At 68.6% G+C, this 19364-nt stretch carries 15 protein-coding genes and 2 pseudogenes; 11 read left to right on the top strand and 6 right to left on the bottom strand.

Annotation, left to right across the window (positions count from 1 at the left end; translation table 11 throughout):
• Positions 1 to 4 precede the first annotated feature (4 nt).
• The 5 genes from pcaF to BLQ74_RS16305 all read right to left on the bottom strand — a co-directional run bounded on the left by pcaF (position 5) and on the right by BLQ74_RS16305 (position 3862).
• Positions 5 to 1210 (bottom strand): 3-oxoadipyl-CoA thiolase, encoded by a 1206-nt coding sequence (gene pcaF / locus BLQ74_RS16325; RefSeq protein ID WP_090263971.1) that lies wholly within the window; start codon positions 1208 to 1210, stop codon positions 5 to 7.
• Entirely contained in the window at positions 1207 to 1989 is a 783-nt protein-coding gene (locus tag BLQ74_RS16320) for a CoA-transferase subunit beta (RefSeq protein WP_090263970.1), read from the bottom strand. The genes pcaF and BLQ74_RS16320 overlap by 4 nt, the downstream gene beginning before the upstream one ends.
• The gene (locus BLQ74_RS16315; protein WP_090263969.1) at positions 1989 to 2852 is read right to left on the bottom strand and encodes a CoA transferase subunit A; all 864 of its coding nucleotides are present in this window, start codon (positions 2850 to 2852) and stop codon (positions 1989 to 1991) included. Before BLQ74_RS16315 ends, BLQ74_RS16320 begins: the two co-directional genes overlap by 1 nt.
• A gap of 156 nt (positions 2853 to 3008) precedes the next feature.
• Positions 3009 to 3422 carry a VOC family protein gene (locus BLQ74_RS16310; protein WP_090263968.1) on the bottom strand — a complete coding sequence of 138 codons (414 nt, stop codon included), beginning with the start codon at positions 3420 to 3422 and terminating at the stop codon, positions 3009 to 3011.
• A 17-nt stretch (positions 3423 to 3439) separates the two neighbouring features.
• On the bottom strand, positions 3440 to 3862 hold the full coding sequence (locus BLQ74_RS16305) for a YciI family protein (protein WP_090263967.1): 423 nt from the start codon (positions 3860 to 3862) through the stop codon (positions 3440 to 3442).
• Positions 3863 to 4067: 205 nt separating this feature from the next.
• On the opposite strand from BLQ74_RS16305, the gene BLQ74_RS16300 reads away from it, so the two are divergent.
• From BLQ74_RS16300 to BLQ74_RS16290, 3 genes are all read left to right on the top strand, one after another.
• Positions 4068 to 4535: a YbaK/EbsC family protein gene (locus BLQ74_RS16300; RefSeq protein WP_090263966.1), complete on the top strand. Its 468-nt coding sequence runs from the start codon at positions 4068 to 4070 to the stop codon at positions 4533 to 4535.
• Positions 4536 to 4836: 301 nt separating this feature from the next.
• The gene (locus tag BLQ74_RS16295; protein WP_090263965.1) at positions 4837 to 6657 is read left to right on the top strand and encodes a DUF1302 domain-containing protein; all 1821 of its coding nucleotides are present in this window, start codon (positions 4837 to 4839) and stop codon (positions 6655 to 6657) included.
• A gap of 28 nt (positions 6658 to 6685) precedes the next feature.
• Complete coding sequence (locus BLQ74_RS16290; protein WP_090263964.1) at positions 6686 to 8050, top strand: DUF1329 domain-containing protein; 1365 nt, start codon at positions 6686 to 6688, stop codon at positions 8048 to 8050.
• A gap of 71 nt (positions 8051 to 8121) precedes the next feature.
• Here BLQ74_RS16290 and BLQ74_RS16285 read toward each other — a convergent pair whose 3' ends face one another.
• Positions 8122 to 8829 carry a Crp/Fnr family transcriptional regulator gene (locus BLQ74_RS16285; RefSeq protein ID WP_090263963.1) on the bottom strand — a complete coding sequence of 236 codons (708 nt, stop codon included), beginning with the start codon at positions 8827 to 8829 and terminating at the stop codon, positions 8122 to 8124.
• Between the two features lie 227 nt (positions 8830 to 9056).
• Between BLQ74_RS16285 and BLQ74_RS16280 the strand changes: the two genes are divergently transcribed.
• The 8 genes and pseudogenes from BLQ74_RS16280 to BLQ74_RS28150 form a co-directional block, all read left to right on the top strand.
• On the top strand, positions 9057 to 10781 hold the full coding sequence (locus BLQ74_RS16280; RefSeq protein WP_090263962.1) for an AMP-binding protein: 1725 nt from the start codon (positions 9057 to 9059) through the stop codon (positions 10779 to 10781).
• A gap of 35 nt (positions 10782 to 10816) precedes the next feature.
• A complete protein-coding gene (locus tag BLQ74_RS16275; protein WP_170842813.1) occupies positions 10817 to 11620 on the top strand; it encodes an esterase/lipase family protein in 804 nt (267 codons plus the stop codon).
• A gap of 71 nt (positions 11621 to 11691) precedes the next feature.
• Positions 11692 to 13230: a WS/DGAT/MGAT family O-acyltransferase gene (locus tag BLQ74_RS16270; protein ID WP_090263961.1), complete on the top strand. Its 1539-nt coding sequence runs from the start codon at positions 11692 to 11694 to the stop codon at positions 13228 to 13230.
• Between the two features lie 71 nt (positions 13231 to 13301).
• The gene (locus BLQ74_RS16265; protein ID WP_090263960.1) at positions 13302 to 14639 is read left to right on the top strand and encodes an MFS transporter; all 1338 of its coding nucleotides are present in this window, start codon (positions 13302 to 13304) and stop codon (positions 14637 to 14639) included.
• 21 nt (positions 14640 to 14660) lie between these two features.
• Positions 14661 to 15425 (top strand): class II aldolase/adducin family protein, encoded by a 765-nt coding sequence (locus tag BLQ74_RS16260; protein ID WP_090263959.1) that lies wholly within the window; start codon positions 14661 to 14663, stop codon positions 15423 to 15425.
• Positions 15426 to 15550: 125 nt separating this feature from the next.
• The gene (locus tag BLQ74_RS16255; protein WP_090263958.1) at positions 15551 to 16648 is read left to right on the top strand and encodes a M14 family metallopeptidase; all 1098 of its coding nucleotides are present in this window, start codon (positions 15551 to 15553) and stop codon (positions 16646 to 16648) included.
• Positions 16545 to 18938 (top strand): annotated as a pseudogene (locus tag BLQ74_RS16250) (MalT transcriptional regulator family protein); the annotation flags it as partial. The gene BLQ74_RS16255 and the pseudogene BLQ74_RS16250, both read left to right, overlap by 104 nt.
• Positions 18939 to 19094: 156 nt before the next feature.
• Positions 19095 to 19289: pseudogene (locus BLQ74_RS28150) on the top strand (response regulator transcription factor); the annotation flags it as partial.
• Between the last annotated feature and the right edge of the window lie 75 nt (positions 19290 to 19364).

The following is a 19364-nucleotide window of genomic DNA, read 5'->3' as shown; positions in this document are numbered from 1 at the left end:
GGCGTCAGATGCGCTCGACGGCCAGGGCGACGCCCTGTCCCACGCCGACGCACATGGTGCACAGGCCGCGCTTGGCGCCGGTCTTCTGCAGCTGGTGCACGGCGGTCAGGACCAGGCGCGCACCGCTGGCGCCCAGCGGATGGCCAAGGGCGATGGCGCCGCCGTTCGGGTTGACCCGCGGGTCGTTGTCGGCGATGCCCAGTTCGCGGGTCACTGCCAGGCCCTGGGCGGCGAAGGCTTCGTTGAGTTCGATGACATCGAAATCGCTCACCGCCAGGCCCAGGCGTTCGAGCAGCTTGCGCACCGCCGGCACCGGGCCGATGCCCATGACGCGCGGCGCGACGCCGGCGCTGGCCATGCCGAGCACTTTCGCGCGCGGGGTCAGGCCATGCTTCTTCACGGCTTCGGCGGAGGCCAGGATCAGCGCTACCGAGCCGTCGTTGACGCCCGAGGCGTTGCCGGCGGTGACGGTTTTATCCGGGCCGTTGACCGGCTTGAGCTTGGCCAGGGCTTCGGCCGTGGTGTCCGGACGCGGGTGCTCGTCGGTGTCGACCAGCGTCTCGCCCTTCTTGCCCTTGATCACCACCGGGACGATTTCCTCGGCGAAGTAGCCGGCGGCCTGGGCGCGCCCGGCGAGCTGCTGGCTGCGCAGGGCGAAGGCGTCCTGGTCGGCGCGGCTGACCTGGTAGTCGTCGGCGACGTTGTCGGCGGTCTCCGGCATGGCGTCGACGCCGTACTGCGCCTTCATCAGCGGGTTGACGAAGCGCCAGCCGATGGTGGTGTCTTCGATCTTCATGTTGCGCGAATAGGCGCTGTCGGCCTTGCCCATGACGAAGGGCGCGCGCGACATGGATTCCACGCCGCCAGCGATGGCCAGTTCGATCTCGCCGCTGGCGATGGCGCGGAAGGCGGTGCCCACCGCGTCCATGCCCGAGGCGCAGAGGCGGTTCAGGGTCACGCCGGGGATGCTCTCCGGCAGACCGGCGAGCAGCAGCGCCATGCGCGCGACGTTGCGGTTGTCCTCGCCGGCCTGGTTGGCGCAGCCGAGGTAGACCTCGTCCAGCGCCGCCCAATCGACCTGCGGGTTACGCGCGATGAGCGCCTTGATCGGCACGGCGGCCAGGTCGTCGGCGCGCACTGCGGCCAGCGCGCCGCCGAAGCGGCCGATGGGCGTGCGCACGGCGTCGCAGATATAGACCTCGCGGCTCATTCTTCACCGCCTTGCTGGCCATGGGCGGCAGCGGTGCGGGCTTCCAGGGCGCGCAGGGCGTCCAGTTCGACAGCGGTGGGCGCCACGGTTTCGGCGACCTGCTCGGCGAAGCGGATGGCCCAGCCGGTATTCTCGATCACCTGCTCGCGGGTGACGCCCGGGTGCAGCGAGGTGACGATGAATTCGTTGCTGCCGGCTTCCGGCTCCATGATGCACAGGTCGGTGATGATCGCCACCGGGCCCTTGCCGGGCAGGCCGAGCTGCTGGCGATGATCGCCGCCCTCGCCGTGGCCGACCGAGGTGATGAAGGCCAGCTTGTCGACGAAGGTACGGTGCGACTGCTTGAGGATGATCAGCACTTCCTTGGCCGAACCGGCGATTTCCGGGGCGCCGCCGGCGCCGGGCAGGCGCACTTTCGGCTTGTTGTAGTCGCCGATCACGGTGGTGTTGATGTTGCCGAAGCGGTCGACCTGGGCCGCGCCGAGGAAGCCGACGTCGATGCGCCCGCCCTGCAGCCAGTAGCGGAAGATTTCGCCGGTGGGGACCACGGTGTCGGCGGTCTCGGCCAGCTCGCCGTCGCCGATGGACAGCGGCAGCACGCTGGGCTTGGCGCCGATGGGGCCGGATTCGTAGATCAGGACCACGTCCGGCGAGGAGGTCAGGCGCGCCAGGTTGGCGGCCTTGGATGGCAGACCGATGCCGACGAAGCAGACCGCGCCATTCTTCAGGCGGCGGGCGGCGGCCACGGTCATCATTTCATTGGTGCTGTAAGCGCTCATCACTTGGCCTCCGCGGTCTTGGCTTGGGCGATCTTTTCCTGGAACTCGGCGAAATCCTTGGTGCCGCGGATGTAGGTGTCGATCCACGCGGTGAAGGTTTCGCGGTCACGGGCGATCGGGTCCCAGGCCTGGTAGAAGCGGTTGTCGCGCTCGTAGTAGCCGTGGGCGTAGGACGGGTGCGCGCCACCGGGTACGTGGCAGACGGCGGTCAGCGCCCAGGTCGGCAGGACGCAGGCGTTCATCGGCGCATTGAGGTCGTCGACGATTTCTTCGACGGTGACGATGCAGCGCTTGGCGGCCAGGGCGGCTTCCTTCTGCACGCCGAGGATGCCCCACAGCAGCACGTTGCCCTTGCGGTCGGCCTTCTGCGCGTGGATCACGGTGACGTCCGGGCGCACCGAAGGCACGGCGGCCAGTTGCTCGCCGGTGAACGGGCAGTCGATGAACTTGATGTTCGGGTTGACTTTCGGCAGGTCGGAACCGGCGTAGGCGCGCAGCACAGCGAACGGCAGACCGGAGGCACCGGCGACGTAGGAGTTGGCCAGGTCGGCATGGCTGTGCTCGTCGATTTCCAGCGGCTGCGGCCAGCCCTTCTCCACCGCGTCGCGCAGGCGGTGCAGCGAACCGACACCGGGGTTGCCGCCCCAGGAGAAGGTCAGCTTGCGTGCGCAGCCGGCGCCGATCAGCAGGTCATAGACCAGGTCGGGGGTCATGCGCACCAGGTGCAGGTCTTTCTTGCCCTGGCGGATCAGTTCGTGGGAAGCGGCAGTCGGAATCAGGTGGGTGAAGCCTTCGAGGGCGACGGTATCGCCGTCGTTCACGAAACGCTCGACCGCTTCGCGGAGAGTAAGGAGTTCAGCCATGTTCGGTCTCGTCTAGTCATCAAGGGCATCCAGGGATGCCGATGGGCAGACAGTAGCGCTGGGGGTCGGTGCGAACAATGCGATTATCGACTATTGGTGCGAATATCGAACACTTCTGCCGCCCGACCCACGAGCGGCAGAAGAGTCCCGGGCGCCTCAGCGATCCTGCTCGCAGTTGACCATCCAGGGCACCCCGAAGTGATCGACGCACATGCCGAAACGCACGGCCCAGAAGGTCTGCTGCAAGGGCATGCGGACCTGGCCGGCATCGCTCAGGGCATCGAAGATGCGTTGCGCCTCGGCCTTGCTGTCGACATTCAGGGAAATCGACACGCCCTTGGTGCCCTCGTAAGGCATCGGCGGGCAGTTGTCCGAGCCCATCAGCACCTGGTCGCCGACTTCCAGGCGCACATGCATGATGCGCTGGTGGAACTCGGCGGGGATCTGCCCGCCGTCCGGCGCCTCGCCGAAACGCATGAACATCGGCAGTGAGCCGCCGAGGATTTCCGCGTAGCGTTTGAAGGCCGCTTCGCAATTGCCATCGAATATCAGGTAAGCATTGATCTTCATGATCGACTCCTGCCGGCTCAGGGTTTGCCGGCGATGCGGGCACGCAGGCGCTCTTCCTGCGCACGCAGTTCATCGCTGAATTCGGCGCCGAAATCCTCGGCCTCGAAAATCTGCCGGATCTCGATTTCCGACTCGCCGGCGAAGGGATTGGGGCTGCGCTTGATCCACTCGACGCATGCCTGCAGCGAGTCGGTCTGCAGTATCCAGTAGCCGGCGATCAGCTCGCGCGGCTCGAACGGCCCGGCGATCACCTCGCGCCCGGCGCCATCGAAGCGCACCCGCACGCCCTTGGCGCTGGGTTGCAAGCCTTCGCCGCCGAGCATTACGCCGGCGGCGACCAGCTCCTCGTTGAACCTGCCCATGGCGGCGAGCAGGTCTTCCCTGGGCATGGCGCCGGACTCGGACTCGGCGGTCGCCCTGACGATTGCCATGAAACGCATGTGCACCTCCTTTTTCCTGTCGTGATCGAACAGCGGACTTCCATCGGCACTAAGGGTGGACGCGAAAGTCGCACCGCCCGCCGCCAGGCGACGAGCGGCGCGTGCGGATTTCGCCAGGCACGGCTGGACGCGGGCGCGACCAGCCCCTAGATTCGCCGCTTCGGCATTCGCCGCAGCACCACGCAACAGAGCAAGGAGCAGGAACATGAGCCTGGAATCGGTCCGCGCCTTTTTCGCCGAGAAGGCCCCGGATATCGCCATCATCGAACTGGACACCAGCACCGCCACCGTCGCCCTGGCCGCCGAGGCCCATGGCGTGGAGCCGGGGCGCATCGCCAAGACGCTGTCGCTGCGGGTCGGCGAACGCACCGTGCTGGTGGTGGCGCGCGGCGATGCGCGGCTGGACAACCGCAAACTCAAGGAAGCCCTCGGCGGCAAGGCCAAGATGCTCGCCGCCGAAGAGGTGGTGGCGCTCACCGGGCACCCGGTTGGCGGCGTCTGCCCGTTCGGCCTGGCCACCCCGCTGCCGGTCTACTGCGACATTTCCCTGCGCGCCTTCGACGAGGTGCTGCCGGCCGCCGGCGCCCTGCACAGCGCCGTGCGCATCGAGCCGGAACGGCTCGCCGCGCTGGTCGAAGCGGACTGGGTGGACGTCTGCCAGGCAGCGACCTGACCCATCGGCGCCGCCGCGCCATCCTGACGACGGCGGCGCCCACACGGCGCCAGCCCGCCAGCGTCAGGCCCCGCCGCCTTCCGGGCAGTCCCGCCCCGCGCGGCGCCCTGCGCCGCCATCGATTGCCGCAGCAAGGCAATGAATACCCCATCATTCAGCGCGCTACTGGCATCCGCTGGAGCCCGCGCCGCAGCAGGACTCGTACTTTCTTCCGATAGAGCACTAGCACTTTGGCGCGCTTATCCGCCGCGACGGCGGCGAATAGGGTGCGGGCAGTCTCCCAACCGCCATGGAGCGCCAGATGACAAGAATAAGAAAGCCCGCCGCCCTACAACCGCTCGCCCTCGCCATCGCCTGTGCCGCCGTCGCGCCGGCCCATGCGTTCAACTTCAACATCGGGGAAATTCAGGGACAGTTCGACTCGACGCTGTCGCTGGGCGCCAGCTGGTCCACCCAGTCGCCCTCGCAAGCGCTGATCGCCACCAGCAACGGCGGTCATGCCCAGTCCAGCACCGGCGACGATGGCCGGCTGAACTTCAAGCGGGGCGAAACCTTTTCCAAGCTGTTCAAGGGCATCCACGACCTGGAGCTGAAATACCAGGACACCGGGGTGTTCCTGCGCGGCAAATACTGGTACGACTTCGAGCTGCAGGACGAGAGCCAGCCGTTCAAGAACGTCAGCAACGATGGCCGCAAGGAGGGGGCTAAATCCTCCGGCGCGCAACTGCTCGACGCCTTCGTCTACCACAACTACGACATCGCCGACCGTCCGGGCAGCGTGCGCCTGGGCAAGCAGGTGGTGAGCTGGGGCGAAAGCACCTTCATCAGCAACAGCATCAACGCCATCAACCCGGTGGACGTGGCCGCCCTGCGTCGCCCCGGCGCCGAGCTCAAGGAAGCCTTGATGCCGGTGAACATGTTCTATCTGTCGCAGAACCTCACCGAGCAACTGTCCGCGGAAGGCTTCTACCAGTTGGAATGGGACCAGACGGTGCTCGACAACTGCGGCACCTTCTTCGGCGGCGACGTCGCCCCCAATGGCTGCAACGACAATTTCACCGTCGGCAGCAACCAGGCCTATCTCCACGAATCCATCGCCGCCGCGCGCGGCGCCGGCTTCTCGGCGACGCCCGAGGGCGTGATCCTGCCGCGCAGTTCCGACCGTACCGCCCGCGACAGCGGCCAGTGGGGCCTGGCCCTGCGCTGGCAAGCCGACAACACCGATTACGGCGCCTACGCGATGAACTATCACAGCCGCACGCCGTTCCTCGGCAACACCCCCGCGGCCCAGTCGATCTACGCCAAGTCGCTGCCGCTGATCATCTCCGGCCTGCGCGCCGGGCTGCCGGCCAAAGGCAACGGCAGCGCCGAGGAACTGGCCCAAGGCGCGCTCATCGGCAACAGCAAGTATTTCTTCGAATACCCCGAGGACATCCGTCTGTACGGCCTGAGCTTCGCCACCACCCTGCCCGAAGGCACGGCCTGGTCCGGCGAGATCAGCTACCGGCCGAACATGCCGCTGGCGATCAACACCAACGCCATGACCATCAGCCTGCTCAACCCGGCGGTGCCGTACCTCAAGCCGCTCGGCATCAGCAAGCCGTTCGTTGCCGGCATCGACTCCCAGGCCGGGCAGGACACCAAGGGTTACGTGCGCAAGCCGATGACCCAGGCGCAGACCACCTTCACGCACTTCTTCGATCAGGTGATGGGCGCCGACCGCCTGACCCTGGTGGGTGAAGTCGGCATGACCCACCTGAGCGACCTGCCCAGCACCAGCGACCTGCAACTGGGCCGCTCCTCGGAGTACGGCCTGTACGGCGCCTCCGGCACCCGCGGCTTCTATACCAGCAACTCGTGGGGCTACCGCGCCCGCGGCATTCTCGACTACAGCGACGTGTTCGCCGGGGTCAACCTCAAGCCGAACCTGGCCTGGTCCCACGACGTGGAAGGCTACGGCCCGACCTTCAACCAGGGCGCCAAGGCGGTGAGCCTGGGACTGGATGCCGAGTACCGCAGCACCTACACCGCCAGCCTGGCGTACACCAACTTCTTCGGCGGCGATTACAACACCCAGGTCGATCGCGATTTCCTCGCGCTCAGCGTTGGCATGAGCTTCTAGACCCCCGCATTACTGTGAGGCACGCAGCATGAAACACACCCGTAAGTGGCTTGGCATCCTCTCCCTGAGTCTTCTGGCCAGCTCCGTGCTGGCCGCGGTCAGCCCCGACGAAGCGGCCAAGCTGGGCTCCAGCCTGACCCCGCTGGGCGGCGAAAAGGCCGGCAACGCCGACGGCAGCATCCCGGCCTGGAACGGCGGTCTCGCCAGCGGCGCGGCCAAGGTCGACGCCGGCGGCTTCCTCAGCGATCCCTATGCCAGCGACAAGCCGCTGTTCACCATCACCGCGCAGAATCTGGAGCAGTACCGCGGCAAGCTCAGCGCGGGGCAACAGGCGCTGTTCAAGCGCTACCCCGACTACAGCATGCGCATCTACCCCAGCCACCGCAGCGCCGCGGTGCCGCCGGCCATCGCCGCCGCCGCCAAGACCAGCGCCTTGAAGACCAGCCTGCTCGACAGCGGCAATGGCATGCAGAACTTCGGCGAAAGCCGCTACTACGCCTTCCCGATCCCGAAGAACGGCCTGGAAGTGATCTGGAACCACCTGACCCGCTATCGCGGCGGCAGCATCAAGCGCGCCAGCATCCAGGCGACCCCGCAGGTGGACGGCAGCTACACCCTGGTGCGCATGGAGGATGAAGTAGCCTTCCCCGAGCGGCTGGCCGACCTCGACGCCCAGCGCGCCGAGAACACCCTGCTGTTCTACAAGTCGAAGATCACCGAGCCGGCGCGCCTGGCCGGCACCGTCACCCTGGTCCACGACACCATCGACCAGGTCAAGGAGCCGCGCGAGGCCTGGATCTACAACGCCGGCCAGCGCCGCGTGCGGCGCGCCCCGCAGGTCGCCTACGACGGCCCGCGCACCTCCGCCGACGGCCTGCAGACCTCGGACAACTTCGACATGTTCTCCGGCGCCCCGGACCGCTACGACTGGAAGCTGGTGGGCAAGCAGGAGATGTACATCCCCTACAACAACTTCCACATCGCCTCGCCGCAGGTGAAGTACGCCGACATCCTCCGCGCCGGGCATATCAACCCGGAGCTGCCGCGCTACGAACTGCACCGCGTGTGGGTCGTCGATGCCACCCTCAAGCCGGGCCAGCGCAACATCTACGCCAAGCGCCGCTTCTACCTCGACGAGGACTCCTGGCAGATCGCCGCGTCGGACCTCTACGACGGCCGTGGCCAGCTCTGGCGGGCCGGCGAGGCCTACCTGCTGCAGAACTACCAGGCGCAAGTGCCGTTCTATGCCTTCGAGGCGCTCTACGACCTGATTGCCGGGCGCTACATCGTGGTCGGCATGGCCAACGAGGAGAAGAACTGGATGCAGTATGGCGTCCCGGTCAAGGCCAGCGACTACGGCACCGCCGCGCTGCGTAACGACGGCGTGCGCTGAGCCCGTCCTCCGTCGTCTTCAGGCGACCCTCGCGGGTCGCCTTTTTTGTTTTCGCCGTCGCGACCCCGCCCTCAGCGCCGCGCCAGGCGCGCCAGGGCATCGCGGTCGAGCAACAGCAGGCGGGCGCGTTCGCGGCTGACCAGGCCCTGCGCCTCCCATTGCTTGAGCACCTGATTGATGCGCTGGCGGGTCGCCCCGACCAGTTGCGCCAGACTTTCCTGCGGCAACTGCAATTCGATGCGCACCCCATGCGGAGTCACTGCGCCGTAATGCGCGGCGAGCATCACCAGACGGCCGGCCAGGCGCTGTTCCAGGGACTGCGTGGTGAACGCCTCGAAGGCTTCGAGCATCTGCCGCAGGCGCTGGCCGGTGAGGCGCAGCATGAGCCGGCAGAAGCCCGGATGGGTACTCAGCAGTTCCTCGAAATCCGCAGCCACTATCTGCAAGGCCAGCGAACGCACATGGGCATGCGCCTCACACAGGCGCGGCTCGCCGTCAAACATGGCTACCTCGCCGATCCAACTGCCCGGCTCGTAGAAGTTCAGCAACGCCTCGTAGCCATCGGCGGAGGTCCCGCCCACGCGGATACAGCCTTCGAGCACGATGAACAGGCCATCGGCGACCTCGCCGCGGCGGAACAGGCACTGGTCCACCTCAAGCGGGCGCAGGCGCCCGCGCCGCACCAGGTCCTCCTGAATCGCCGGCGGCAGGCTGGCGAACCAGGGATTGGCCAGCAGCGCATCGCGCTGGATCTCGGATAAGGCCGAAAGAGTGGTCATGCCTGCGTCTCCGTACTGTCGTCTGCTCTGCACCGAACGCCGGACTGGACCCGTCGGTCAGCTTTCATCTGCATTGTCAGGCCCGCCAGGCGCGGCGAACAAGGCAGGCATGCCCTGTTTCAGGGAAGACTGCCAGAAGTCACGAAACGGCCAGCGCAAATTTCTGACAGAACCGTCTCCCAGAGGCGCCGCAACATGCAGCCACAACTATAAAGGAGACACAGGCCGTGCAAACTCCCTGGATCCATGCCTACCCGCCCGGCGTTCGCTGGGATGCCGAATTGCCGCAATGCAGCCCGCTCGACCTGTTGGCCAATGCCACCTGGCGCTGGCCCGAACGTACCGCCGTGGACTTCATGGAGCGCCGGATCAGCTACCGCGAACTGTCGAACCTGGTCGACCGCGCCGCTACCGGCCTGCAACGCCTGGGCGTAGGACCGGGCATCCATGTCGGCCTGCTGCTGCCCAACGCTCCGCACTACCTGATCGCCTTCTTCGCCGTGCTGCGCGCCGGCGGTTGCGTGGTCAACTACTCGCCGCTGGATGCCGACGAGGTGATCGCGCACAAGATCGAGGACAGCGACACCGACATCCTCGTCACCCTCGATCTCGCCACCCTCTACCCCAAGGCCGTCAACCTGCTCAGCCGTACCCGCCTGCGCAGCCTGGTGGTGGGTTCGCTGGGCGAGTTCTGCGAGCGTCCGGAGGCAGTGCAGGCCCGCCTCGAACAGCAGGGCCAGCTCAGCCGGGTGCATTACAACCACCGCTGCCTGCCTTTCACCCACCTGCTGAGCAACGACGGCCACTACCATGCCCACCCGCTCGGCGACGCCGCGCGCCAGCTCGCCGTGCTGCAATACACCGGCGGCACCACCGGCCTGTCCAAGGGCGCCATGCTCAGCCAGGCCAACCTGGCCGCCGCCGTGGCCCAGGTCGTCGCCACCAATGTCACCGCCGACACCGACGATCACCGGCGTCTGCACGAGGGCCGCGAAAGCGTGCTCGCGGTGCTCCCGCTGTTCCACGTCTACGCCATGGTCTGCGCCATGCTCTTTCCCATCGCCATCGGCGCGGAAATCGTCCTGATGGCGAAGTTCGATCCGCTCGCGCTGCTCGGCGAGATCCAGCAGCGCCGCATCACCTGCTTCCCCGGCGTGCCGACCATGTTCACCGCCCTCGCCAGCCACCCCGAGGTCGAGCGCTTCGACCTTAGTTCGCTGAAGGTCTGCGTCTCCGGCGGCGCGCCGCTGCCGCTGGAACTGCTGCAGCGCTTCCAGGCCTTGACCGGCTGTCCGCTCAGCGAAGCCTGGGGCATGACCGAAACCACCGCCTGCGGCACCTTCACCCCCACCGACGGGCTTCGCAAACCCGGCTCCTGCGGCATTCCCCAGCCGGGCTTGCGGCTGCGCCTGCTCGACCTCGACGATCCCGAGCGCGACGCCGCCGACGGCTGCAGCGGGGAAATCGCCGTCGCCGGCCCGAACGTCACCCTCGGCTACTGGAAGCAGCCCGAGGCCAGCCTCGACAGCTTCACCGCCGACGGCTTCTTCCGCACCGGCGATGTCGGCCGCCTGGACGCGGACGGTTACCTGTACATCGTCGACCGCACCAAGGACATGCTCCTGTGCGGCGGTTTCAACGTCTATCCACGGGTCATCGAGGAAGCCATCTACGCCCACCCGGCGGTGGAGGAAGTCATGGTCGTCGGCATCCCCGACGCTTACCGCGGCCAGTCGCCGAAGGCCTACATCAAGTTGCGCCGCGACCAGCCGCCGTTCGGCCTCGAGCAACTCAAGGAGTTCCTCGCCGACCGCGTGGGCAAGCACGAGATGGTGCAAGCCCTGGAGTTCCGCGCGGAACTGCCCAAGACCGCGGTGGGCAAGCTGTCGAAGAAACTGCTGCTCGACGAAATCGCCGCGACCCCATCCGCGCCAGCGAGCGCGTCCGCCTGAGCCACGCGCCGGACTCAACACGAGAGCCCCATGCCATGAAAGCCTCCCTGTTCGCCTCATTGGCGGCGCCGCTGCGTCGGCGGCCGGTGGAGTACCGCCCCTCGCGCCTGCTGCTGGCCCTGGAAAGCCGCGCCCTGCTGGAATGGGCGACGCTGCCGGCGGCCCTGCCCTGGCTGCTCTGGCGCGTGCCCAAGGGCGACGGCCATGGCGTGATGGTCCTGCCCGGGCTGATGGCCGGCGACCACTCCACCGCGCCGCTGCGACGCTTCCTGCGCAACCGCGGCTACCGCGTCCAGGGCTGGGGCCAGGGCATCAACCGGGGGCCGGGCGGTGGCGTGGTCAGCCAACTGATCGAGCGCCTGGAGGCGCTGCACGCCAGCAGCGGCGGCAAGGTCAGCCTGATCGGCTGGAGCCTGGGCGGCATCTTCGCCCGCGAACTGGCGCGCCTGCGGCCGACACTGGTGCGCCAGGTGATCACCCTCGGCAGCCCGCTGTACGGCGCGCCGGAAACCAGCACCAACGCCTGGCACCTGTATCGCCTGGTGCGCAAGGTCGAGCACGGCGACGAGGTGCGCGGCGAGGTCGCCCCACCGGTACCGACCACCTCGATCTACAGCCGCAGCGACGGCGTGGTCGGCTGGGGCGGCAGTGTCGAACGCCAGGGCCGCCGCACCGACAACATCGAGATCAATTGCGCCAGCCACCTGGGTCTGGGGGTACACCCGCTGGTCTGGTACGCCATCGGCGACCGCCTGGCGCAAGCCGAGGGCCGCTGGCGGCACTTCCGCCCGCGCGGAGCGCAACGTGCGTTCTTCCCGTTCCGCGCGCCACGGCGCTGAGGAGGCCGCCGACGGCGCGGCCCCTGCCCAGTGTTTCCCTGCCACGACAAGAAAAAAAGGTTGGAGATGCGATGAATCATTTAAGCGGGATGGATGCCATGTTCCTTCACCTGGAGTCAGCCGAGATGCCCATGCATGTCGGCTCGCTCAATGTGCTGGAGCTTCCGGCCGGCCACGCCGGCAACTTCTACGAGGAGGTCAAGACGTTCATCGCCCAGCGCATGCACCTGGCCGCGGTGTTCACGCGCAAGCTGGCGTTCATGCCCTTCGATCTTTCCGATCCGGTCTGGGTGGATGACGAGAACATCGACCTCGACCACCACATCCGCCACATCACCCTGCCCGCCCCCGGCAGCAACCGGCAACTGCAGGAGGCGGTGGCGCGCAGCCATTCGAGCCTGCTCGACCGCAGCCGGCCACTGTGGGAACTGACCATCATCGACGGCCTGAAGAGCGGCGAAGTGGCCCTCTACACCAAGCTGCACCACGCCGGCATGGATGGCCAGGCCGGCATCGAACTGGGCCGGGCGATCTTCGACCTCGCGGCCAGCGGCCGGCAGATTCCGCCGGCGCAACCCAAGCTGCGGCGCAACCAGTACCAGTTGGGCGTCGCCGAGCTGGTCGGCGCGGCGCTGAGCAACGCCGCGCAGCAATACGTCAAGCTGCTGAAGATGCTTCCGGACATGCTGCGCGCCGGCAAGAGCCTGCTGCCCGGCAGGGATGCCAGCGGCCACCGCCACTGGCGTATCCCCTCCCTCGGCCAGTGGCTCGCACCGCGCACGCCGCTCAACGTTGCGATCACCAACCAGCGCAGCTTCGCCGGCCGCACGGTGGCGCTGGCCGAGGTCAAGGAGATCGCCCGGCAGCTCCAGGTGTCCTTCAACGACGTGGTCATGGCCACCGTTTCCGGCGCCCTGCGCCGCTGCCTGAAAGCCACTGGCGAGCTGCCGCCGCGGGCCCTGAGCGCGGCCGCGCCGGTCAGCCTGCGCGCCGCCGGCGACGACACCTCGAACAACCAGGTCAGCATGCTGATCGTCGATCTGGCCACCAACGAGGCCGATCCGCTGCGGCGCCTGCGCCACATCAACGCCTCGGCCAGCCGGCGCAAGGCGACCCTGGACAACTTCCGCTCGGCGATCCCCATGGATTTCCCGATCTTCGCCGCGCCCTGGCTGATTTCCGGCCTGGCCTCCACCTACGGCCGCTCGCGCCTGGCCAACTGGCTGCCGCCGCTGGCCAACCTGGTGATCTCCAACGTCGCCGGCATCGACACGCAACTGTATTTCGCCGGCGCCAAGGTTCTCAGTTACTACCCCGTGTCCATCGCCACCCATGGCCTGGCGCTGAACATCACCGTGACCAGCTACAACGGCCGCCTGGACTATGGCCTGGTCGCCTGCCGGCGCGCCCTGCCGGACCTCAACGAACTCGGCGACCACCTGCTCGCCGAACACCGCCAGTTGCTCGAACTGGCCCGCGCCGCGCCCCGACAGAGCGCTGCGGCCTCGCCGGCCGAGGCGCGCAAGGCACGTGCCCGGCCCAAGGCCGCGCCCAAGCGCAAGGCAGCCGCCGCCAAGGTCCTGCCGCTGGCGCCACTCAAACACACCTGAAGGGATCGCCGAGCGGCGGCGGGCCAGCCCCGCCGCCGCCGCGCCAACCTCGTCCGTACCCGGAGCCTTGCATGTCCACCCTGACCACCGCCCCCTCCCGACCGAGCGAACTCGGGCAAGCCGCCCCCGGCGAACTCGATGCCCTCTACGGCAAGATCACCCGCCGGCTGATCCCGCTGCTGTTCGCCTGCTACCTGCTGAATTTCGTCGACCGCGCCAACATCGGCTTCGCCCAGTTGCAGATGAAGAGCGCGCTGGGCTTCTCCGACGCCGTCTACGGCCTCGGCGCGACCATGTTCTTCATCGGCTACCTGCTCTTCGAGGTGCCCAGCAACCTGTTGCTCAAGCGCCTCGGCGCGCGCCTGACCATCCTCCGCATCATGGTCCTCTGGGGCCTGGCCTCGGCCGCCACACTGCTGGTCACCACGCCTACCCAGTTCTATCTGGTGCGCTTCCTGCTGGGGGTGTTCGAGGCCGGCTTCTTCCCCGGCGTGGCGCTGTACCTCACCTTCTGGTTCCCGCCGCAGCGCCGGGCCAGGGTCTTCGCCCTGTTCATGACCGCCCAGGTCGCCTCGGCCTTCATCACCAGCCCGCTGTCCGGCTGGATTCTGAAGAACATGCATGGCCTGCACGGCTGGGATGGCTGGCAATGGATGTTCCTCATCGAAGGCCTGCCCACCGCGCTGCTCGGCGTGCTGGTGTACTTCCTCCTGCCCGACGGGCCACGGCAGGCGCGCTGGCTGTCGGGCGTGGAACAGGATCGCCTGCGCCAGGACCTGCGCGACAGCGAGGTCAGCGCCGCGGCCGGCGGCCACGGCTTCAAGTACCTGCTGCGCGACCCGCGCGTCTACCTGCTGGCCTTCGTCGCTTTCGTCAGCGGCTGCGCCGGCTACTTCCTGGCGTTCTGGACGCCCACGGTGATCCGCGAACTGGGGATCGAAGACCTGCAACAGGTCGGCCTCTACGCGGTGATCCCGAACCTCTTCGCCATCGTCGCCATGATCCTCTACGGCCGCCGCGCCGACCGCCGCAACCAGCAGCGGCAGTATTACTGCGTGGCCATGTGGGTCGCCGCGCTGGGCTTCCTGGCCCTGGCCTTCAGCCTGCAGGCCAGCCTGTTCTGGACCCTGGTCGCGATCACCCTGGGCGGCTCCGCGCTGGTGTCCGCCGGGCCGGTGTTCTGGGCCATGGTCACCCGCTACCTGCCGCGGGTCGAGGCGCCGGCGGGCATCGCCTACATCAACTCGCTGGCCTGCATCTCCGGCGTCAGCCCGGCCGTGGTCGGCGCCATCAAGACCCACACCGGCAGCCTGCAGTCGGCGGTGTTCCTGCTCGCCGCGCTGTTCCTCGTGGCCGGCATCGGTATCCGCCTGGGCATGCGCGACAGCGCCATCCGCCCACTGTCCTGAAGCTGAGAAGGAGCGTCACCGATGAGCATTCCGCCAAGTCTGAAAGATCGCGTCAGCGCCAGCGAGTGGCAACTGCGCACCGACCTCGCCGCCGCCTACCGGCTCACCGCGCTGTTCGGCTGGGACGACCTCACCGCCACGCATATCTCGGTGCGTCTGCCGGGGCCGGAGCAGCACTTCCTGATCAACCCCTACGGCATGCTGTTCGAGGAAGTCACCGCCTCGTCGCTGGTGAAGATCGATCTCGCCGGCAACAAAGTCGGCGACTCGCCCTACCCGGTCAATCCGGCCGGCTTCACCATCCACAGCGCGGTACACGCCAACCGCGAAGACGCCGTCTGCGTGATGCACACGCACACCATCAACGGCACCGCGGTGTCCGCCCAGGAGGAAGGCCTGCTGCCGATCTCACAGCAATCCGCGGCGGTGCTCGCCTCGCTCGGCTACCACGACTACGAGGGCGTGGCGCTGAACGAGGCGGAAAAACCGCGGCTGGTCCGCGACCTCGATAGCAACACCTACCTGATGCTGCGCAACCACGGCCTGCTCACGGTGGGCCGTTGCGTCGCCGACGCCTTCGTCGCCATGTACGTGTTCGAAAGCGCCTGCATGGTGCAGGTCCGCGCCCAGGCCGGCGGCGGCAAGCTGGTGCGGGTGCCGCAAGCCATCGTCGACGGCATGCGCCGACAGATCGACCAATCCACCCTCGGCAACGGCCTCGGCGCGCTCAATTGGCCCGGCCTGCTGCGCCGCCTGGATCGACGCAACCCTGGGTACGCCGAATGAACCACTGTTCGAAAAAGGAAACAGCGCATGCATGCGAACAAACTGCCGAGTCCGGGCCATCCGTTGCCCTCCCACCCCCGGTACTCGGCCTGGATGACGATCGTCGCGGCACGGAGCGAACGAGCATGAACCCCGCTGACTATTTCGCGCAGAGCTACCAGCAGGCGCGCACCCTGTTCCTCGACGCCGCCCGCCGCGCCGGCCTGGCCGTGCACAACCACGCTCACCCGCTGGCCGGGCGCGACGGCGAACCGCTGGCCCTCGACGTGGCGCGCCAGGGCAGCGCCGACGCCAAGGCGCTGCTGATCGTCAGCAGCGCCTGCCACGGCGTCGAGGGCTTCTGCGGCTCGGGCGTGCAGAACGCCCTGCTCGCCGATGCCGACTTCCAGCGCCGCGCCCGCGAGGCCGGCGTGGCGGTGCTCTACCTGCATGCCCTGAATCCCTGGGGCTTCTCCTGGTGGCGCCGCTGGACCCACGAGAACGTCGACCTGAACCGCAATTTCCAGGACTTCAGCTATCCCTCGACGCTGCCGCTCAACCCCGGCTACCAGGCCCTCGCCGACGACCTGGTGCCGGCTACCTGGCCCGCACCGGAGGCCGACGCGCGGCTCTACGCCTACCTCGCCGAGCACGGCCCGGCGGCCATGCAGCAGGCCGTTTCCAGCGGCCAGTACAGCCACCCGGACGGGCTCTTCTTCGGCGGCCACAGCGCCACCTGGAGCAACCGCACCCTGCGCACCGTGCTGCGTGAAGAGGCGCGGCGCTGCACGCGCCTGGGCTGGATCGACCTGCACACCGCGCTGGGCCCCTGCGGACACGGCGAGCGCATCTGCCACGCGCGCGCCGACGACCGCGCCGGCCTGGAGCGCGCCCGCGCCTGGTGGGGGCCAGAGGTCACCTCGCTGTACGACGGCGGCGCGGTGTCACCGCTGCTCGCCGGCATGATGTGGCACCTCGCCTATGACGAGTGCCCGCAGGCCGAATACACCGGAATCGCCCTGGAGTACGGCACCGTGCCCGGCGAGGAAGTGCTGATGGCGTTGCGCGCCGACCAGTGGCTGTACCGCCACCCCGGCGCCGACGACGACACCCGCCGCGCCATCAAGCGACGCCTGCGCGATGCCTTCTATGTCGATACCGACGCCTGGAAGGCGCGCATCCTCGAACAAGCCCTGGACGCCGCCCGGCAAGCCATCGACGGTCTTTCCGGGACGCCCAACTGAAGCGTCCCCACGATCAACCTGCGCCGCCGCCCGAGGGCAGCGGCCGGAGCTTTCGCCCATGAGCCAGTACGACGATATCCCGCGGTCCAGCCGCAGCGGCACACCCCGGCCGCTCGCCAGCCGGTTGCCGGCGCTGCCCGCGCGGCACATTGCGCGGCCGCGTCTGTTGCAGCGGCTGCTGACCGGGCAGCAGCGGCTCAACCTGCTGCTGGCGCCGGCCGGTTTCGGCAAGAGCCTGCTGCTCAACGAATGCGCGCACCAGGCCAGACCGGGGGTGCAGGTGGTCTGGCTCGACCTGCGCGGGCAGACGCTGACGCCGGACGAGCTGCTCGGCCGCCTGGCCAGCGCCCTCGGGCGCGAGCCGCGCGCGGGGGGCACGGACGAGGCACTGGAGGGCTTGCTGAGGAGCCATGGCCAGCCGCTGTGGATCGTGCTCGACGACTATCCCCGGCAAGACGCCCCGGCCCTGGACCGTTGCCTCGGTGACCTGCTGGAGCGCGACATCCCCGGACTGCGCTGGTGGATCGCCAGCCGCCGGCGCCCGGACTGGAACCTGCCGCGCCTGCTGTTGCAGGGCGATCTGCTGGAAATCGACGCCGCGGACCTGGCGCTGGATGCCGAGGAAGTCGCGCGTCTGCTGCAACAACAGCAAACGCCGCACGCCGCCGACAGCCTCGCGGCCCTGCTGGAGGACAGCGGCGGCTGGCCGGCGATGCTCAGCCTGGCGCTGCGCGCGGGCAGCCCGCCGGCGCTGGAAAGCGCCGCGCCGGTGTTGCAGGACTACCTGCGTCGGGAAATCCTCGCCCCGCTGCCAGCGCCGCTGCGCCAGGCGCTGGGCATCCTCGCCCACCTGCCGCGCTGCAACACCGAACTCTGCCGGCACCTGCGCAGCGTCGGCGCGACGGCCTTCGAGCAACTGTGCCAGAGGCAACTGCTGCGCCGCCTGGCGGGCGATGGCGGCTGGTATCAGCCCTGGCCGGCCCTGGCCCGCCTGCTGTGCGGCATGCCGGACACGCCGGCGCCGCTGCACAGCTTCCTCGAAGCCAGCCAATGGTTCGCCGCCCACGGCAAGATCCACGAGGCGGTGCAGCAGGCACTCGCCGCCGGTCACGCGGAGTTGGCGGTGAGCCTGCTGCGCGGCTACAGCCAGGACCAGATGATGATCGAGCAAAGCGCCGCGCACCTGCTGCAATGGCGCGAGCGTCTGCCGCCCGGCATCCTGCGGACCAAGCCGCACCTGGTCCTGCTGCACACCTGGGCCCTGATCATCTGTGCGCGCCTGGACGAAGCGCAGGATTGCCTGCAAGACCTGGCGCGCTTCCTCCCGGCGGCCGACGCCCAGCGCCAGCGGCGCTACCTGGCGCAGTACCAGGCCACCCTCGGCGTGCTGCAGCGCCAGTTCGGCCTGGCCAGCGCGCACCGGCACTGCCTGGACGCCCTGGAAGACCTCGACGAATCGGCCTGGGCGCAGCACATCCTCTGTCACCAGGCCCTGGCCCAGCAGGCCATGGCCGAGGGCGACCTCAGCGGCGCCCGCCAGCACTGCCAGAACGGCCTGCGCCTGGCGCGGCAGCAGCACAACCTGCGCTTCGAGGCCTTGCTCAGCGTCGAGCACATCCACCTGCTGGCGCTGTGCGGCAACCACGGCCACGCCCTGGACTACGCCGAGCAGATGCTCAGCGACCTGGACAACGCCGGCCAGCGCGGGCCGATGACCGCGCGCCTGCGCCTGCTGCGCGGCACCCTGCTGGCCGCGCGCGGCGACGCCGCCGCGGCCATGGACTGCCTGCGCCAGGGCCTGGACGAAGCCGAGGACTGCCAGGATGCCTACCTGCTGTTCGGCTACCAGGCCTTGATCGCCTGCGCTCTCGACCGTGGTGAAACGGAATGCGCGCACCGCCTGCTGCTCAACGCCGAACGGCGCATGCAACAGTTGCAGACCACCGAGATCCGCTACCGCGACGTGCTGCAACTGGCGCGTGGCGAGCTGTGGCTGGCCGAGGACGAAGCGCAGAAAGCCCGCGACGACATCCACGCGGTGCTGCTCCGCCTGCAGGACAACGTGCTGCTGGCGCCGACCGGCTTCTATGACCTGCTGCCCCGCGCCCGCCTGCTGCTGGCGCGCGCCCACCTGGCGCTGGGCGACAGCGCCAAGGCGGGCTACGAATTGCAGGGCCTGCTGGAGGATTGCCATTACCTGGGCCTGCGCGGGCTCGCCTGCGAATGCCAGTTGGAACTGGCCGAGGCGCTGTACCTGCAAGGCCAGCAGAGCCTGGCCGAGACGCCCTTGCGCGACGCCATCGACGACTGCCGCCACCTGGCCCTGCGCCAGCCGTTGCTGGCCATGGCCCGGCGCGGCTCGCCGTGGATTCAGCGCTTCCTCCCCGGACCACCGGCGCCAGCGCCGGCTGAGCCGCCGCGGAGCGGCAGCGACACGCCGCCCGTGGAAGTGCTCAGCCTGCGCGAACTGGAAGTGCTCGACCTGATCGCCCAGGGCTGCTCCAACCAGCAGATCGCCGAACGCCTGGCGATCTCCCTGCACACGGTGAAGACCCACGCCCGGCGCATCAATATCAAGCTCGAAGTGGAGCGCCGCACCCAGGCGGTGGCGCGCGCCAAGAGCCTCGGCCTGCTGCGCTGAGCGCACGCCTCGGCCTGTGCCGCGCGCCCTGCTGGCCGCCGCGCCCGCCGAGGCGCTAGAGTTCGCCGCATGGCC

Source organism: Pseudomonas panipatensis (assembly GCF_900099785.1).
Taxonomy (GTDB): domain Bacteria; phylum Pseudomonadota; class Gammaproteobacteria; order Pseudomonadales; family Pseudomonadaceae; genus Pseudomonas; species Pseudomonas panipatensis.
Note: the sequence above shows the minus strand (reverse complement) of the source record. Positions and strands in the feature narration are given on the sequence as shown.

Excerpts from the sequence above, each read along its gene's own strand:
- pcaF (WP_090263971.1), bottom strand. The coding sequence starts at position 1,210 with ATGAGCCGCGAGGTCTATATCTGCGACGCCGTGCGCACGCCCATCGGC.
- BLQ74_RS16320 (WP_090263970.1), bottom strand. The coding sequence starts at position 1,989 with ATGAGCGCTTACAGCACCAATGAAATGATGACCGTGGCCGCCGCCCGC.
- BLQ74_RS16315 (WP_090263969.1), bottom strand. The coding sequence starts at position 2,852 with ATGGCTGAACTCCTTACTCTCCGCGAAGCGGTCGAGCGTTTCGTGAAC.
- BLQ74_RS16310 (WP_090263968.1), bottom strand. The coding sequence starts at position 3,422 with ATGAAGATCAATGCTTACCTGATATTCGATGGCAATTGCGAAGCGGCC.
- BLQ74_RS16305 (WP_090263967.1), bottom strand. The coding sequence starts at position 3,862 with ATGCGTTTCATGGCAATCGTCAGGGCGACCGCCGAGTCCGAGTCCGGC.
- BLQ74_RS16300 (WP_090263966.1), top strand. The coding sequence starts at position 4,068 with ATGAGCCTGGAATCGGTCCGCGCCTTTTTCGCCGAGAAGGCCCCGGAT.
- BLQ74_RS16295 (WP_090263965.1), top strand. The coding sequence starts at position 4,837 with ATGACAAGAATAAGAAAGCCCGCCGCCCTACAACCGCTCGCCCTCGCC.
- BLQ74_RS16290 (WP_090263964.1), top strand. The coding sequence starts at position 6,686 with ATGAAACACACCCGTAAGTGGCTTGGCATCCTCTCCCTGAGTCTTCTG.
- BLQ74_RS16285 (WP_090263963.1), bottom strand. The coding sequence starts at position 8,829 with ATGACCACTCTTTCGGCCTTATCCGAGATCCAGCGCGATGCGCTGCTG.
- BLQ74_RS16275 (WP_170842813.1), top strand. The coding sequence starts at position 10,817 with ATGAAAGCCTCCCTGTTCGCCTCATTGGCGGCGCCGCTGCGTCGGCGG.
- BLQ74_RS16270 (WP_090263961.1), top strand. The coding sequence starts at position 11,692 with ATGAATCATTTAAGCGGGATGGATGCCATGTTCCTTCACCTGGAGTCA.
- BLQ74_RS16265 (WP_090263960.1), top strand. The coding sequence starts at position 13,302 with ATGTCCACCCTGACCACCGCCCCCTCCCGACCGAGCGAACTCGGGCAA.
- BLQ74_RS16260 (WP_090263959.1), top strand. The coding sequence starts at position 14,661 with ATGAGCATTCCGCCAAGTCTGAAAGATCGCGTCAGCGCCAGCGAGTGG.
- BLQ74_RS16255 (WP_090263958.1), top strand. The coding sequence starts at position 15,551 with ATGAACCCCGCTGACTATTTCGCGCAGAGCTACCAGCAGGCGCGCACC.